The sequence below is a fragment of the Psychroflexus aestuariivivens genome (genome assembly GCF_004010055.1).
Classification (GTDB): domain Bacteria; phylum Bacteroidota; class Bacteroidia; order Flavobacteriales; family Flavobacteriaceae; genus Psychroflexus; species Psychroflexus aestuariivivens.
In genome coordinates this window covers 255097-269554 of sequence record NZ_RQVT01000018.1, presented here as the reverse complement: position 1 = coordinate 269554, position 14458 = coordinate 255097, and the positions used below count along the sequence as shown (strand labels likewise).

Sequence of the window (14458 nt, the reverse complement as noted above, 5' to 3'; positions counted from 1 at the left end):
AAACTCATTCAATTAATTCAGTTCTGAACTTTTAGTTTTTTAAATTTCGTAAATTGAAAAAAATTTAAATCATGAATTTTCAAAAGAAAATGTTACGCGACGACGCTTTAGAGGACAAAACAATCATCGTCACTGGTGGTGGTAGCGGTCTTGGCAAGTCAATGACCAAATATTTTATGGAACTCGGTGCTAAAGTTGTAATAACTAGTCGAGATCTAGAAAAACTGAAAAAGACAGCAGACGAACTTGAGGCTGAAACCAATGGCAAATGTCTCGCATTACAATGCGATGTAAGGCATTATGAAGAAGTTGAAAATATGATTGACCAAGCTCATCAAGCTTTTGGTGAAATCGACATTTTATTAAACAACGCTGCAGGAAATTTTATTTCACCTACAGAACGCCTTTCTGCAAATGCTTTCGACACGATCATTGACATTGTCCTCAAAGGCTCAAAAAATTGCACTTTGGCGCTTGGCAAACATTGGATTAAAGAAAAACAAACCAATAAAACTGTATTGAATATTGTCACAACATACGCTTGGACAGGTTCTGCATTCGTTGTACCAAGCGCTACCGCCAAAGCTGGCGTTTTAGCAATGACAAGGTCTCTGGCTGTAGAGTGGGCTAAATATGGTATTCGTTTTAATGCCATTGCGCCAGGACCTTTTCCCACTAAAGGTGCTTGGGACAGACTTTTACCTGGTGAATTGAAAGAAAAATTTGATTTGGCTAAAAAAGTGCCATTAAAACGAGTCGGCGAACATCAAGAATTAGCTAATCTTGCCGCTTATTTAGTTTCAGATTTCGCACAATATTTGAATGGTGAAATCATAACTATAGATGGTGGTGAATGGCTGAAAGGTGCTGGACAGTTCAACCTTTTAGAAAAAATTTCACCAGAGATGTGGGATCAGCTTGAACAAATGATCCGGTCTCAAAAAAGAAAATAATTTATTACTGAAATAAAAAAGTATTCAGAAAGCGTAAAATCAATTTTCAAATGGCGTAATAAATTGTAATTTTACAGGTCAAAATTAAGATAAATTAATGGGAAAAATAATTTCAATTGCGAATCAGAAAGGCGGTGTTGGCAAAACCACAACAGCAGTAAATTTAGCAGCTGCCTTAGGCGTTTTAGAGAAAAAAGTATTGTTGATTGATGCCGATCCGCAAGCCAATGCGACTTCAGGTCTTGGTATTGATTTGGAATCTGTGGAAATTGGCACTTATCAGCTTTTAGAACATACTAAAAATGCAGAAGAAGCCATCATAGAAACAGATTCTCCAAACGTAGAATTGATTCCTTCCCACATAGATTTGGTTGCTATTGAATTGGAATTAGTTGATGAAGATGAGCGTGAATCCATGTTGAAAAAAGCTATAACTCCTTTGAAAAGTAAATTCGATTACATTATCATCGATTGCGCGCCATCTCTTGGTTTATTGACTCTAAATGCACTTACGGCTTCAGATTCAGTCTTGATTCCTATTCAATGCGAGTATTTTGCACTAGAAGGTTTAGGAAAATTGCTCAACACCATCAAAAGTGTTCAAAAGATTCATAATAAAGAATTGAGTATTGAAGGGCTTTTGCTCACAATGTACGATTCCAGATTGCGCTTATCCAATCAAGTTGTGGAAGAAGTGAAAAAGCACTTTAGCGATATGGTATTCGATACAATTATCCAAAGAAATGTACGTTTGAGCGAAGCGCCAAGTTATGGTGAAAGCATTATTAAATATGATGCAGCCAGTCGCGGTGCCAATAATTATTTAAGTTTAGCTGAAGAAATTATCAAAAAGTCAAAGTAAAATTCGAATGGCAAAAACAACTAAAAAGAAAGCTCTTGGTCGCGGTTTATCCGCATTATTGAGCGATCCTGAAAACGATATAAAATCAGCTGAAGATAAAAATGCCGACAAAGTTGTTGGGAGTATCGTTGAGCTCAGCCTCGACGCTATTGATGTCAATCCGTTTCAGCCAAGAACAAGTTTCAGCGAAGAAGCTTTGAAAGAACTCGCGAGTTCGATTAGGGAACTTGGAGTCATTCAGCCAATTACTGTCAGAAAACTAGATTTCAATAAATACCAATTGGTTTCTGGTGAACGTCGTTACCGCGCATCCAAAATGTTGGGTCTGGAAACCATACCTTCATATATTAGAATTGCTAACGATCAGGAATCTTTAGAAATGGCTTTGGTAGAAAATATCCAACGCCAAGATTTAGACCCGATTGAAGTTGCTTTGTCTTACCAAAGATTGATAGATGAAATTGATTTGACACAAGAGCAAATGAGTGACAGAATTGGAAAAAATAGATCTACAATTGCCAACTATTTAAGGTTATTAAAATTAGATCCTATTATCCAAACTGGCATGCGAGATGGGTTTTTGAGTATGGGACACGGCAGAGCGTTAATCAATGTTTCCGACCCGAATATCCAACTAGAAGTTTATGAACAAATTTTGAAAGACAAACTTTCTGTGAGAGAAACAGAAAAACTTGTCCGACAAATTCAACAAAACAAAGGGAAAAAATCTGATTCAACACCGAAAATAGATGAGAAAAAGCAAAAAGCTTTGAAACAAATCTCTAATCATTTTGGTGCTAAAGTTGAGTTAAAAGTCAATAAAAAAGGCAATGGAAAGATCATTGTGCCGTTTTCTTCTGATGAAGATTTTGAAAGAATCAAAAAACTAATTCAAGGTGAATCTTAAACTTCTCGCTGTATTCTTTTTGTTGTGCTTATCAACAAAATTCAGTTTTGGACAAAACGATACTTTAGCTTTAGATCAGCAAGGCAGTTTAAGAACCGAAAACGCCTTTAGCGCAAGTCCTTACGATCCGCTAGCACCTTCGAAAGCAGCATTTTACTCCGCTATTTTGCCAGGTTTGGGACAAGCTTACAATGGCAGTTATTGGAAAATTCCTATCGTTTACGGCGGTTTAGGTTTTACGATGTATTTAGTATTTCAAAACGACAAAGAATACCAACGTTATAGAGATGCCTACAAAAGCCGTTTGGCAGGCTTTGAAAACGATGAATTTCAAGATATTTTGACCGATGAAAGTTTGATTTCTGCTCAAAAACAATTCAGAAAAAATAAAGAATTAGCTATTTTAGCTACCATTGGTTTGTACATTCTAAATATTGTTGACGCCAATGTTGACGCACATTTGAGTCAGTTTGACGTGTCTGAAGATTTGAGTTTGGAACCCAATTTTGAACCCAATGTGATCAGCGGTAGAATTGATTATGGATTAAGTTTAAATTTTAAATTCAACTAGATGAAAATTGCAATTCTGGGATACGGAAAAATGGGAAAAACAGTTGAAAAAATTGCCCAAAATAGACAACATGAAATTGTCTTTAAAACCTCTGAAAAGCTCGATATTGAAAAACTGAAATCCGCTGAAGTTGCTATTGATTTCAGCACACCAGAAGCTGCATTTGAAAATATCACAACTTGCCTAAAATATAATATCCCTGTAATATCAGGAACTACTGGTTGGCTGGATAAATTTGAAAAAACAAAAAATATTTGTCGCGATCATAAAGGTCGATTTCTATACGCATCTAACTTTAGCATAGGCGTAAATATCTTTTTTGAAGTGAACGCCTATCTTGCCGAAATGATGGCAAACATGGATTCCTACAATGTTAATTTAAAAGAAATCCACCATCTTGAAAAAAAAGATGCACCAAGTGGAACAGCCATTTCATTAGCAGAACAAATTATCGATAAAACAAGATTTACAAACTGGAATTATCCACCCAAACAGGACAATAATAGTATTCCGATTGAAGCAGAGCGTAAAGCTGGTATTTTCGGTATTCATGAGATCACTTATGAATCTGAAATTGACAAAATTAACATCAATCATGAAGCCAAATCCAGAGACGGTTTTGCTTTTGGAGCTGTGGTAGCTGCAGAATGGATTATAAATCAAGATGAAGGCGTTTATGAAATGAAAAATGTGCTTCAGAATAAAAATAAAAACGACTAAAAACCAAAACCTATGACTTTTTCAGAATGGTTAATTTTTATACTTATAATTCAAGTTGTTCATTTTTTGGGCACATGGAAATTGTACAAAAGCGCCGGGCGACAGGCATGGGAAGCTGCAATTCCAATTTATAATGCCATTGTGCTTTTCAAGATTATAAATAGACCTTGGTGGTGGGTTTTTCTGCTATTCATTCCTATTGTAAATTTAATTATGTTTCCAGTTATTTGGGTGGAAACTGCTAGAAGTTTTGGTAAAAATTCGGATACAGACACTATTCTTGAAATCGTAACTCTTGGTTTTTACACTTATTATATCAATTATTTTGCGGAACACAAATATGTTGGCAACAGAAGTCTAAAAGCAAAATCTAAAACTGGCGAATGGGTCAGTTCTATTTTATTTGCGGTTGTTGCTGCAACAATAGTTCACACCTATATCATGCAGCCATTTACGATTCCAACATCTTCTCTTGAGAAAACTTTGTTGGTTGGCGATTTCCTTTTTGTCAGTAAGTTTCACTATGGTGCCAGAGTGCCACAAACCGCAGTTTCATTTCCAATGGTTCATGACACAATTCCATTGGTTGGTATAAAATCTTATCTCAATAAGCCGCAGATTCCATATATGAGATTACCGGGGTTTCAAGATATTCAAAGAAATGATATTGTTGTCTTCAATTGGCCAGTAGATACGGTGAGAATGTTTAGAGATGATTCTGGGAGACACTACGATAAACCGATTGATAAAAAATCGAATTACGTTAAAAGAGCAGTTGCTATTGCAGATGATTCATTAGAAATTGTAGATGGTAAAATTTTTGTAAATAACCAACCTCTGCAGCTTCCTGACCGTGCTAAACCGCAATACTCGTATATTGTTCAAGGTAAGGGTCAAGGCTTCAATCCGCGGAGTCTAATTGAAATTTATGATGTCACAGACGGAGCAAGTTGGATCGATCAGTCTAAACGTTTATACAAGTTCACATCTGTAACTGAAAAAGGCGTCCAAAAATTAAAAAATCATCCGAATGTAGAATATATAGAACGTTGGATTGCACCAAAAGGACAAAAAGAAGATGGTATTTTTCCAAATAATGGAAAAGTGGATTGGAACAAAGATAATTTTGGACCGATTTATATTCCAAAAGCTGGTAAAACTGTCGATATAAACCTTGAAAGTTTTTCATTATATCGACGAATCATTGAAGTCTATGAAGGTGAAGAAATGGGCATTCAACAGAAGCTTGAAGTCCGTGGAAATAAAGTCTACATGAATGATGAACCAATAGAAGAATACACCTTCAAGCAAGATTATTATTGGATGATGGGAGACAATCGTCACAATAGTGAAGATAGCAGATATTGGGGATATGTGCCTTTTAATCATGTTGTCGGAAAACCTGTTTTTGTATGGATGAGTTTAGATGGAAATGCTAAAAGTTTAATAGATAAAGTACGTTGGGAGCGCTTATTTACAACTGTTGGTGGTAAAGGCAAGCCAGTCTCCTACTTCGTGTATTTTTTAATTGCAGTCGTTTTGTATATTGGTTATAATTATTTCATCAAAAACAAAAAATCTAAATAATTTTGAAGCCAAGCCTTATTCATCCGAGTTACTTCGGTCCTGTAGATTTATATGCGGAAATTGCCCAAGCAGACAAATTTGTTTTTGAAACGAAAGACAATTACCAAAAACAAACTTACAGAAGTCGGCAGTATATTTATGGTGCCAATGGAAGACTTTTATTGAATATTCCTGTAAAACATAGAAAAAACAAAACCGATAAGCATCAAAAATACCGTGACATAAAAATCGAGAATGAATTCAAGTGGCAAAAGCTACATTGGAAATCTTTAGAAGCAGCTTACAGAACTTCACCATTTTTCGAATATTATGAAGACGAATTTTTACCATTATTTGAAAAAAGGGCGACTTTTTTAATGGATTTTAACTTGATGTGTATGCAAATTGTTTTTGATTGTCTTCAAATCAATTTTGAATATGATGAAACTAAAAAGTTTGAATTTATTCATGAAGAATATAAGGATTGTAGGAGTTTAGTGAATGCCAAAAGAACGCCAGAATTTAAATTAGAAAAGTACATTCAAGTTTTTGAGGCAAAATTCGGTTACCTCCATAACTTAAGCATTTTAGATTTGTTATTTAATGAAGGACCTGCAGCTTTAAGCTATCTTCAAAATCAGAAAAGAAAAGGCTAAAAAGCGAAACTTGCCATAATTGGGTAATGGTCTGAAAGCTGGACTTCATAGTTTTTGAAGTCCAATACTTTAATCGATTTTTCAGAGAAAATGACGTCAATTCTGATGGGTAAAAAGTCAAAATCGAAGGTTTTGCCAAAACCATTTCCAGCGACTGTAAATGCGTCTCTGAGATTGTGTTTCAGTATTTGATTAGAGACATATGAAAACGGTGCATTATTCATATCCATACAGATTATTTTTGGTAAGTCGGTGGATTCGAAACTCTGCTTCAACATCTCAACCTGTTCTTCTTGTTTTACGAAGGACTTCCCTACTCGACTAATAAGTTTCTGCTGGTCTTCTTTTTGTAACTCTTCAACATCTGGCAGAATTTTTAAAGATTCCAAATGCACCGCATAGACTCGTAAGGTGTCTCTATTTTTGATTATATCAGCAAAAATTGCGTTGTTTTGAGTTTTTGGAAAATCAATAGTTCCCGTATTTACAATTTTATATTTACTAAAAATTGCCATACCAATTCTAGAACCTTCGTGTTTAAACTTTTCAAACTTATATTTGAAATCAGTCAATTTCAAATCTGGATCTTTATAATAATCTTGAAAAGCTACAACATCCGGAGATTCATTTCTAATAAAATCAGAAATCTTATTGGTTATATTATTTTGCTCAATCCATTTATAATGATTAAATAATCTAACATTATAACTCATTACTTTCAAAACATTTGGAGATTGATATTTCACAGAATCACTAAAAACATAGATTTTATTGAAATAACCAAAACCTACCAAAATTGCAAAAAGAGACAAAAGCATTTGTCTTTTCAACTTGACCAACCAGTAGAAGAAAAATAAAAAATTGACAAATAAGAAAAACGGTAAACCTAAATTCAGAATAGATAAAAATGCTGAAAATTTTGGAGGCACAAATGGTAAAAGATAGGCAATAATCAAGCATACGACAAAAATTAAGTTCAGAGCGTAGATGAATTTTTCAAAAAAATTGAGTTTGGTCTTCACTGTCTTTACATGTCTTTTCCGGCTTTGAATAAAAAATCTTTTTCTTCTTTAGATAAACTGTCGTAACCACTTTTACTTATTTTATCAAGAATTTTATCTATTTTTTCCTGTTGCTCAGATCGTTTTTTAGTTGAAGTTGTTTCTGTTTTAGTTTTTTTACGATGCACAGTTTTCATTCGACTTTTCCGATTTGATTTTGAAGAAAATAAAGAAGCAAATCCGTCAGTAATATTCTGTAACCAAGATCCAATATCATTGCCTTTTTTCAATTGTGTGATGTACAAATAACCTAAAGTAGCACCGCCAATGTGTGCTAAATGCCCACCCGGATTAGAAATTGGAATTTGAACTACATCCAAAACAACTAGAAAAGCAGCAATCCACCACAATTTTAAATTTCCTAGAAAAAACAAACGCACCTGCATATTTGGTGCTTGCGTTGCCACACCAACCAAAATAGCCATGACAGATGCCGATGCACCAATGAGATATGAACGACCGGTTCCTGCAAATGCTGGCAACAAATTATAACTCAACATATAAATCAAAGCGCCGCCGATAGCACCGAGTAAATACAAATTCAACAAACGTTTCTCCGAGAAAAAATTCAGAAAAAACTGACCTGAAAAATATAATATGATCATATTCGAAAGAATATGAAAAATACCAGCATGCATGAATGCGTAAGTAATGATTGTCCAGGGTTTAAAAGCTAAATCAACTAGATGCTTTGGAAATACTAGCCATTCCACAAAAAACTCAGTTGGAATTTGAAATAAAAAACCTATGGTTCTAAAAACAAATGTGAGTATAAACAGCAGCACATTTAACCCGATCAATTTTTCGAGCATATTCGCTGTATTGTATCTGTATTTTAAATTATCTTTCCAGTTCATATCAATTCCATCTGTATTGGTTAGGTTCATTTTTTTTCCAATACCACATTGTGATAAATCCGATGATTGCTCCGCCGATATGTGCCCAATATGCGGTATTTGAAGGACCTAATAGGGTAACGCCAGTCACAGCAGAAAACAAATTCAACAAGAAATAGCCACCGATTAAATATTTGGCCTTTATTGGGATCGGCACAAAAATAATATACAAAGGCAAATTTGGATAGACAACGGCGAATGCTGCTAAAACTCCAAAAATAGCACCTGACGCACCGACCATTGGCGTCAAATAATTACGGAAAAGTTGTTCACTCACATCCCTTGGAATTGAATCATAGAGGCGATATTCACCTGTATTTTTAACACTTTGAATCAAATCTTTAATTTCTCTAGGACTTACGCCTGCATCTATGTAGGTCTCATAAGCGTTATTATAACCAATATAGCTGAATAAAATTTGAAGCCCGGCAGCACCTAATCCAGCTGAAAAATAAATGAATAAAAATTTGCTTTGCCCTAAATATTGTTCCAATAAACTGCCAAACATGTATAAAGCAAACATATTGAACAAAATATGTGAAAAACCACCATGCATAAACATATGCGTTAAAACTTGCCAAAAGCCAAAATTTTCGTTTTCTGGAAACCAAAGCGCAAACATTCTAAAGGCATAATCACCTAGATATTCAGCTCCAAAAAAGAACAAAATATTTACGATTAATAAGACTTTTACAGTTTCTGTGATTCTTCCTCCCATTTACATAAATTTTTTATCGAAATCTGACGCCGATTGTTTGACGAAAATCAATTTATTCATCGGCGTAAGCATTGGTTCTTTGCAAGAAAAAAGCTGATTGACCAATTCCGTCTGTTCTTCCTTTTCAAGTGGTGTACCATTTTTAACCGCCATACTTTGCCCTAAAGATTTAGCCAATAAATCGGTTTGATGAAAACCAGAATCTGGAATTTCATTATCAAAGTCTGACAAAAGTTGATCTAACAAAATCGATACTTCACTTTCGGGTAATTTATTTGGAATTCCATTGATTTTCACAAAATCTTTTCCAATTTCAGAAAAAGAAAACCCAGCATTTTCCAATGAAGATTTCAACTGTTCAAAAATTTGAATTTCATTAGTATTCAATTGAAGTTGTAATGGAAATAACAATTGCTGACTTAATGCAGGTCGATCTGTAATATTCTTTAACAATTCTTCATAAAGTACGCGAAAATGAGCTCGATGTTGATCAATGACCAACATTTCTGAAGTCGTTGATGTAATAATATATTTATTCTGAAGTTGAAAAGTGCCACTATATTCAAAATTTGTTTTTTGGTGATTCCCATGGAACAAATCTCCACGAACATGTTCACTTTCTACTTCTATATCAACTAATTCACTTGATTTGGTATCAAAATCAACATCTTGATTCAAACCAGTATAAAGCGCTTCCCATGGCGCTGATTTTTGTGTTTGATGATTATGCTTATATTTTGACTGAAATTTAGTTTCAGATTCAAAAGGATTGAAATTCCGATTAACATTCAGAGAAGGAATTTTAGCATTACTTTTATGTTGAATATAATTAGGATCCATGCTAGCATCCTTTTCAAAATCCAAAACAGGTGCCACATTGAATTGACCTAAGCTATGTTTCACTGCACTTCTCAAAATTGAATAAAACGCATGCTCATTATCAAATTTCACTTCAGTTTTAGTAGGATGAATATTGATATCTATAGATTTTGGATCAACATCCAAATACAAAAAATAACTAGGATATGCACCATCTTTTAGCAAACCTTCGAAAGCACTAGAAACGGCATGATGAAGATATGGATGTTTTATAAATCGGTGATTGACAAAGAAGAATTGTTCGCCCCTTGTTTTCTTTGCAAATTCTGGTTTTCCAACAAAGCCACTGACTTTAATCAAATCAGTTTCTTCTTTAACCGGCACTAACTTTTCATTGGTTTTCGAACCCATCACGCCAACAATGCGTTGTCTGAAATTAGCACTTGGCAAATTAAAAATCTCACTATCGTTGTGAATCATTTTAAAAGCAATACTTGGATGAGCTAAAGCCACGCGTTGAAATTCGTCTATAATATGTTTCTGTTCAACTTGTTTCGACTTCAAAAAATTTCGCCTAGCGGGAATATTGAAAAATAAATTCTTAATAGAAATCGAAGTTCCTTTGGACGTTACACAAGGTTCGTGAGAGACAATTTTGCTGCCTTCGATGACGAGTTGTGTACCAACTTCTTCAGCTTCAGGTTTGGTTTTCATTTCTACATGAGCAACTGCGGCAATAGAAGCTAAAGCTTCACCACGGAATCCTTTGGTATGCAGATTGAATAAATCTTCGGCTTGTTTTATTTTGGAGGTGGCATGACGTTCAAAAGATAAACGCGCATCAGTTTCAGACATTCCAAAACCATCGTCCACAACCTGAATTAAAGTTTTACCACCATCTTTTACAACCAAAGTCACAGAATTCGACTCAGCATCTACCGCATTTTCCATAAGTTCTTTAACTACAGAAGCCGGACGTTGAACAACTTCTCCGGCAGCAATTTGATTGGCTACATGGTCGGGCAATAATTGGATGATATCACTCATTTTTTATTTTGCAGTAAAAATTGAAAGATCAAAATCGATGATCCATAGAAAAATAAATGCTAAAACTAATGCGATCAGAATCACCCTTCGGTTGATGCTTCGGTTACCGCGGTGTCTGGAATTTGTTCTAGCTTCAGCCCAATGTGAGCCAAAATCTATGGTATTATGGGTGTCTTTGTATTTATTGAATTTGGAATCAAAACTATACGGATTTCCAATATCTTTCCCGTTATAATAACGCGGTGTATAATTGTACCGATTGTTCTTTCTTAGCTTGAGTGATTTGACTTTAAACATAGTTTATTCTATAAAGTCAAAATTAAGGAAAATGAATCAAATTAATGGATTTCGAGCTCGAATTTAACCTGAAATCAACATTTAATTTTTAAATCGGTTTGTAGAATTTAGCATCTTTTCGCAATTGTGCCATTTTGATGGCTGCAATTGCGGCTTCGGTACCTTTATTACCGTGTTTTCCACCGGAACGCGCTTCAGATTGAGCTTTTGTATTGTCGGTCAACACGCAAAAAATAATAGGAATATCGTTTTGAAGATTCAAATCCATAATACCTTTGGTCAAACCTTGGCAAACAAAATCGAAATGCTTGGTTTCTCCTTGAATTACATTTCCGACAGCAATAATAGCATCTAGCATTTCAAAACTTTCCTGCATTTTTTTGCAAGCGTAAGGCAATTCGAAACTTCCGGGAACGTTCCAGCGAACAATATTCTCTTTGATGACACCAACATCTATTAATGCATCAAATGCGCCTTGAAACAAATTTTCTGTAATTTCTGGATTCCATTCAGAAACAACTAAGCCGATCCGCATATCTTTAGCGTTCGGCAAAGTTGATTTATCGTAAGTTGAAAGATTTTTTCCTGATGTTGCCATACATGTTATAATGCTTGCGCTTGCCCTAAATAAACATCAACATTTTCTGCTTCATCAGATTCAGGAAATTCATCTTGAATACGTGTTAAATGTTTTTCTGCTTTTTCAGCTTGTTCCAAATTTATTGCAGTTACCGCAGCTTTCAATAAAAATTTTGGAGTAGTAAATGAATTGTTGCGCATATTAGCAGCTTGTTCAAAATAGCCTAAAGCTTCTTTCGGTTGCTCTAATTCAAGAAAAGCGTCTCCAATCGCACCTTTTGCGAGTGGTGTTAGGATTTCATCTCCAGCATTGAAATTATCTAAATATTCAATTGCTTCTTGATAATTACCTAAATTCAAATGAGAAATTCCGGCATAATAGTTTGCCAATTCTCCTGCTTTCGTATTGCTATAATTACTGGAAATGTCTTCAAATCCAAATTTACCGTTTCCACCTTTCAAAGACAAGTTGAATAAGGAATCTTGTTCTTTTTCTGTTGCTTCTATCGCTCTATCGAAATATTGTTGCGCTTGATTCATCTCATTAGCTGCTTCAATTTCATTCGGTTCTTGAATAAACTTTTGATAAGCTAAAAAGCCGATAATAACCACAGCAATAGCGATAATTACACCGAAAATCGGTTTTTGGTATTTGGAAATGAATGCCTCGGTTTTAGTCGCGCGTTCATCTAAAGTATTAAAAACTTCGGCTGTTGTTGATTCTTGTTCTATTTGCTCTTCTTTTTCAGCCTTGTTCTTCGGTTTGTAACCTCTTTTTCTATATGATGCCATAGTTGTATTTTATTCGACTGGCAAAAATATAATTTTTATTCATATAGAATACACTATTTATTTGATATTTTTACAGAATGTTAATTTTAGTGCTTTAAACCAAAATAAAAATTAAATACTTTAAATCAACTCAATGATCATAAAGGATTTATCTCTTATAAATTATAAAAATTTCGATAGCATCAATTTAGAATTTGATGACAAAATCAACTGCTTAGTTGGTCAAAATGGCATCGGTAAGACGAATATTTTGGATTCTATTTACCATTTAGCTTTCGGAAAAAGCTATTTTAATCCAGTTACAAGTCAAAATATAAATCACGATGCTGATTTTTTTGTTATTGAAGGCGACTTTTTTAATGGTGAAAAAAATGAAAAAATAATTACATCGTTCAAAAAAGGGCAAAAGAAAATAATCAAACGCAACGGGAAAATTTACGACAAAATCAGTGATCATATTGGCACGATTCCACTGGTCATAATATCACCAACAGATCGTGATTTGATTTTGGAAGGTAGCGAAACACGCCGAAAATTTATGGACGGTGTAATTTCACAAGGCGATAAAATTTACCTTAACGAGTTGCTGAAGTATAACAAAGTCCTTTCTCAAAGAAATGCTTTGCTGAAATATTTTGCTGCGAATCGCACTTTCGACCAAACTTCTTTAGATGTTTATGACGATCAAATTGTTGGAATTGGTCAAAATATTTTTGAAAAACGCCAAAACTTTATTGAAAAATTCTTACCAATTCTTCAAGCCAGATATAGCGAAATTAGTCATTCTAGAGAAGAAATCAGTTTGACTTATAAAAGTCAATTCAAAGAAAAAACAGGTTTTAGCGAGATTTTGAAATCTGGTTTAAAAACAGATTTACAACGCCAATATTCTAATTTTGGAACTCATAAAGATGATTTAATTTTTAAAATTAAAAAGCATTCGGTTAAAAAATTCGGATCTCAAGGTCAACAAAAATCATATTTAGTTGCGCTAAAGTTCGCACAATATGATTTTTTAAAATCGCAACACGGCATGAAACCTATTTTACTTTTAGACGATATTTTTGATAAACTGGATGAAGATCGTGTAAAACAAATAGTTCAAATGGTTTCAAAATCAGATTTAGGTCAGATGTTCATTAGCGACACACATCCCGAACGCACAGAAGAAGTCGTCAAACAAAACGCCAATCAATATAAAATGATTAATCTTGAAGCATGAAATATTTAGTTTTACCTTTAGTTTTTTTATTATTCGCCTGTCAAAATGAAAATAATCTTGGCAACATAGACCAATTGAACGGTTTCTGGGAAATTAAAAAAGCCGAAACACCTTATGGCGCGAAAAAATATGAAATGAATCAAAATATAGATTTCATTAAAATTGAAGATTCCACTGGTTTCAGAAAAAAATTACAACCAAGTATTATCGGAAATTACACAGCTTCAAAAGACCTAGAAAATTTTGAAATTAAAGTTGAAAACGACAGTATTCGCTTATACTACAGTAACAGCTTTGACCAATGGAAGGAGACTATTATCAGCATTAGTGAAAATAAGTTTGTCGTTAAAAACGAGCAAGATTTCATCTACACTTATAAAAGACACGAACGTATAGATATTGAGAACAATGGCAAAAAATAAACGGCAGCACGAAGAAAAATCCATGAAAGATTTAATGGAAATTTTCAAAAGCAAACATCGTTTGAATCTTGGTTTAGATCGCGTAGATGTTGAAAAAGCTTGGATGACAGAACTCGGTCCCGCCATAAAAAATTACACTGAGAAAGTGAGTTTCAGAAATGAAACACTAACTGTTCACTTGAACTCTTCTACTTTAAGAGAAGAACTCAGTTATGGAAAATCCAAAATCATAGAACGCCTCAACGAAAGTCTTGGACGTGAAGTCATTCAGAAAATTGTATTGCGATAAATTTGCCGTTAAAAAAATTTCAATTCAATTAAAAGTGAAAATCGTTTGTAAAGCATCATGGCTTCATTTACCTTTACGAAA

General features: G+C 34.1%; 17 protein-coding genes. 10 read left to right on the top strand and 7 right to left on the bottom strand.

From position 1 onward, the window contains the following. Positions 1–71: 71 nt before the first annotated feature. From EIG86_RS04185 to EIG86_RS04155, 7 genes are all read left to right on the top strand, one after another. On the top strand, positions 72–953 hold the full coding sequence (locus EIG86_RS04185; protein ID WP_127844887.1) for an SDR family oxidoreductase: 882 nt from the start codon (positions 72–74) through the stop codon (positions 951–953). A gap of 97 nt (positions 954–1050) precedes the next feature. After that, complete coding sequence (locus EIG86_RS04180; protein ID WP_127844886.1) at positions 1051–1815, top strand: ParA family protein; 765 nt, start codon at positions 1051–1053, stop codon at positions 1813–1815. A 7-nt stretch (positions 1816–1822) separates the two neighbouring features. After that, a complete protein-coding gene (locus EIG86_RS04175; RefSeq protein WP_127844885.1) occupies positions 1823–2722 on the top strand; it encodes a ParB/RepB/Spo0J family partition protein in 900 nt (299 codons plus the stop codon). Next, positions 2712–3293 (top strand): DUF5683 domain-containing protein, encoded by a 582-nt coding sequence (locus tag EIG86_RS04170; RefSeq protein WP_127844884.1) that lies wholly within the window; start codon positions 2712–2714, stop codon positions 3291–3293. Before EIG86_RS04175 ends, EIG86_RS04170 begins: the two co-directional genes overlap by 11 nt. Beyond that, positions 3294–4013, top strand: a complete 720-nt coding sequence (gene dapB / locus EIG86_RS04165) for a 4-hydroxy-tetrahydrodipicolinate reductase (RefSeq protein ID WP_127844883.1) — start codon at positions 3294–3296, stop codon at positions 4011–4013. A 12-nt stretch (positions 4014–4025) separates the two neighbouring features. After that, on the top strand, positions 4026–5600 hold the full coding sequence (gene lepB, locus EIG86_RS04160) for a signal peptidase I (RefSeq protein ID WP_127844882.1): 1575 nt from the start codon (positions 4026–4028) through the stop codon (positions 5598–5600). 2 nt (positions 5601–5602) lie between these two features. After that, positions 5603–6235, top strand: coding sequence for a WbqC family protein (locus EIG86_RS04155; RefSeq protein ID WP_127844881.1), 633 nt, complete (start codon positions 5603–5605; stop codon positions 6233–6235). On the opposite strand, the gene EIG86_RS04150 is transcribed toward EIG86_RS04155, so the two are convergent. The 7 genes from EIG86_RS04150 to EIG86_RS04120 all read right to left on the bottom strand — a co-directional run bounded on the left by EIG86_RS04150 (position 6232) and on the right by EIG86_RS04120 (position 12444). Then, positions 6232–7257: an endonuclease/exonuclease/phosphatase family protein gene (locus EIG86_RS04150; RefSeq protein WP_127844880.1), complete on the bottom strand. Its 1026-nt coding sequence runs from the start codon at positions 7255–7257 to the stop codon at positions 6232–6234. The genes EIG86_RS04155 and EIG86_RS04150 overlap by 4 nt on opposite strands. A 5-nt stretch (positions 7258–7262) precedes the next feature. Continuing rightward, positions 7263–8153, bottom strand: coding sequence for a rhomboid family intramembrane serine protease (locus tag EIG86_RS04145; RefSeq protein ID WP_127844935.1), 891 nt, complete (start codon positions 8151–8153; stop codon positions 7263–7265). Between the two features lies 1 nt (position 8154). Beyond that, positions 8155–8910, bottom strand: coding sequence for a rhomboid family intramembrane serine protease (locus tag EIG86_RS04140; protein ID WP_127844879.1), 756 nt, complete (start codon positions 8908–8910; stop codon positions 8155–8157). Further along, a complete protein-coding gene (gene mutL / locus EIG86_RS04135; protein WP_127844878.1) occupies positions 8911–10776 on the bottom strand; it encodes a DNA mismatch repair endonuclease MutL in 1866 nt (621 codons plus the stop codon). Between the two features lie 3 nt (positions 10777–10779). After that, positions 10780–11073: a hypothetical protein gene (locus tag EIG86_RS04130; protein ID WP_127844877.1), complete on the bottom strand. Its 294-nt coding sequence runs from the start codon at positions 11071–11073 to the stop codon at positions 10780–10782. A gap of 88 nt (positions 11074–11161) precedes the next feature. Continuing rightward, positions 11162–11671 (bottom strand): 6,7-dimethyl-8-ribityllumazine synthase, encoded by a 510-nt coding sequence (gene ribH, locus EIG86_RS04125; RefSeq protein ID WP_127844876.1) that lies wholly within the window; start codon positions 11669–11671, stop codon positions 11162–11164. A 5-nt stretch (positions 11672–11676) separates the two neighbouring features. Further along, positions 11677–12444: a tetratricopeptide repeat protein gene (locus EIG86_RS04120; protein WP_127844875.1), complete on the bottom strand. Its 768-nt coding sequence runs from the start codon at positions 12442–12444 to the stop codon at positions 11677–11679. Between the two features lie 133 nt (positions 12445–12577). On the opposite strand from EIG86_RS04120, the gene recF reads away from it, so the two are divergent. Genes recF through EIG86_RS04105 form a run of 3 tightly spaced genes read left to right on the top strand, consistent with a single transcriptional unit; the run spans position 12578 to position 14377 of the window. Next, positions 12578–13666, top strand: coding sequence for a DNA replication/repair protein RecF (recF, locus tag EIG86_RS04115; protein WP_127844874.1), 1089 nt, complete (start codon positions 12578–12580; stop codon positions 13664–13666). Beyond that, positions 13663–14088 (top strand): lipocalin family protein, encoded by a 426-nt coding sequence (locus EIG86_RS04110; RefSeq protein WP_127844873.1) that lies wholly within the window; start codon positions 13663–13665, stop codon positions 14086–14088. The genes recF and EIG86_RS04110 overlap by 4 nt, the downstream gene beginning before the upstream one ends. Beyond that, positions 14075–14377: a DUF721 domain-containing protein gene (locus EIG86_RS04105; protein WP_127844872.1), complete on the top strand. Its 303-nt coding sequence runs from the start codon at positions 14075–14077 to the stop codon at positions 14375–14377. Before EIG86_RS04110 ends, EIG86_RS04105 begins: the two co-directional genes overlap by 14 nt. Positions 14378–14458: the final 81 nt, after the last annotated feature.

What these genes read in the sequence shown, in the direction of transcription:
- EIG86_RS04145 (WP_127844935.1), bottom strand. Translation starts at nt 8,153, where the DNA reads ATGAACTGGAAAGATAATTTAAAATACAGATACAATACAGCGAATATG.
- EIG86_RS04140 (WP_127844879.1), bottom strand. Translation starts at nt 8,910, where the DNA reads ATGGGAGGAAGAATCACAGAAACTGTAAAAGTCTTATTAATCGTAAAT.
- ribH (WP_127844876.1), bottom strand. Translation starts at nt 11,671, where the DNA reads ATGGCAACATCAGGAAAAAATCTTTCAACTTACGATAAATCAACTTTG.
- EIG86_RS04185 (WP_127844887.1), top strand. Translation starts at nt 72, where the DNA reads ATGAATTTTCAAAAGAAAATGTTACGCGACGACGCTTTAGAGGACAAA.
- dapB (WP_127844883.1), top strand. Translation starts at nt 3,294, where the DNA reads ATGAAAATTGCAATTCTGGGATACGGAAAAATGGGAAAAACAGTTGAA.
- recF (WP_127844874.1), top strand. Translation starts at nt 12,578, where the DNA reads ATGATCATAAAGGATTTATCTCTTATAAATTATAAAAATTTCGATAGC.
- EIG86_RS04175 (WP_127844885.1), top strand. Translation starts at nt 1,823, where the DNA reads ATGGCAAAAACAACTAAAAAGAAAGCTCTTGGTCGCGGTTTATCCGCA.
- EIG86_RS04120 (WP_127844875.1), bottom strand. Translation starts at nt 12,444, where the DNA reads ATGGCATCATATAGAAAAAGAGGTTACAAACCGAAGAACAAGGCTGAA.
- EIG86_RS04105 (WP_127844872.1), top strand. Translation starts at nt 14,075, where the DNA reads ATGGCAAAAAATAAACGGCAGCACGAAGAAAAATCCATGAAAGATTTA.
- EIG86_RS04110 (WP_127844873.1), top strand. Translation starts at nt 13,663, where the DNA reads ATGAAATATTTAGTTTTACCTTTAGTTTTTTTATTATTCGCCTGTCAA.
- mutL (WP_127844878.1), bottom strand. Translation starts at nt 10,776, where the DNA reads ATGAGTGATATCATCCAATTATTGCCCGACCATGTAGCCAATCAAATT.
- EIG86_RS04180 (WP_127844886.1), top strand. Translation starts at nt 1,051, where the DNA reads ATGGGAAAAATAATTTCAATTGCGAATCAGAAAGGCGGTGTTGGCAAA.
- EIG86_RS04130 (WP_127844877.1), bottom strand. Translation starts at nt 11,073, where the DNA reads ATGTTTAAAGTCAAATCACTCAAGCTAAGAAAGAACAATCGGTACAAT.
- lepB (WP_127844882.1), top strand. Translation starts at nt 4,026, where the DNA reads ATGACTTTTTCAGAATGGTTAATTTTTATACTTATAATTCAAGTTGTT.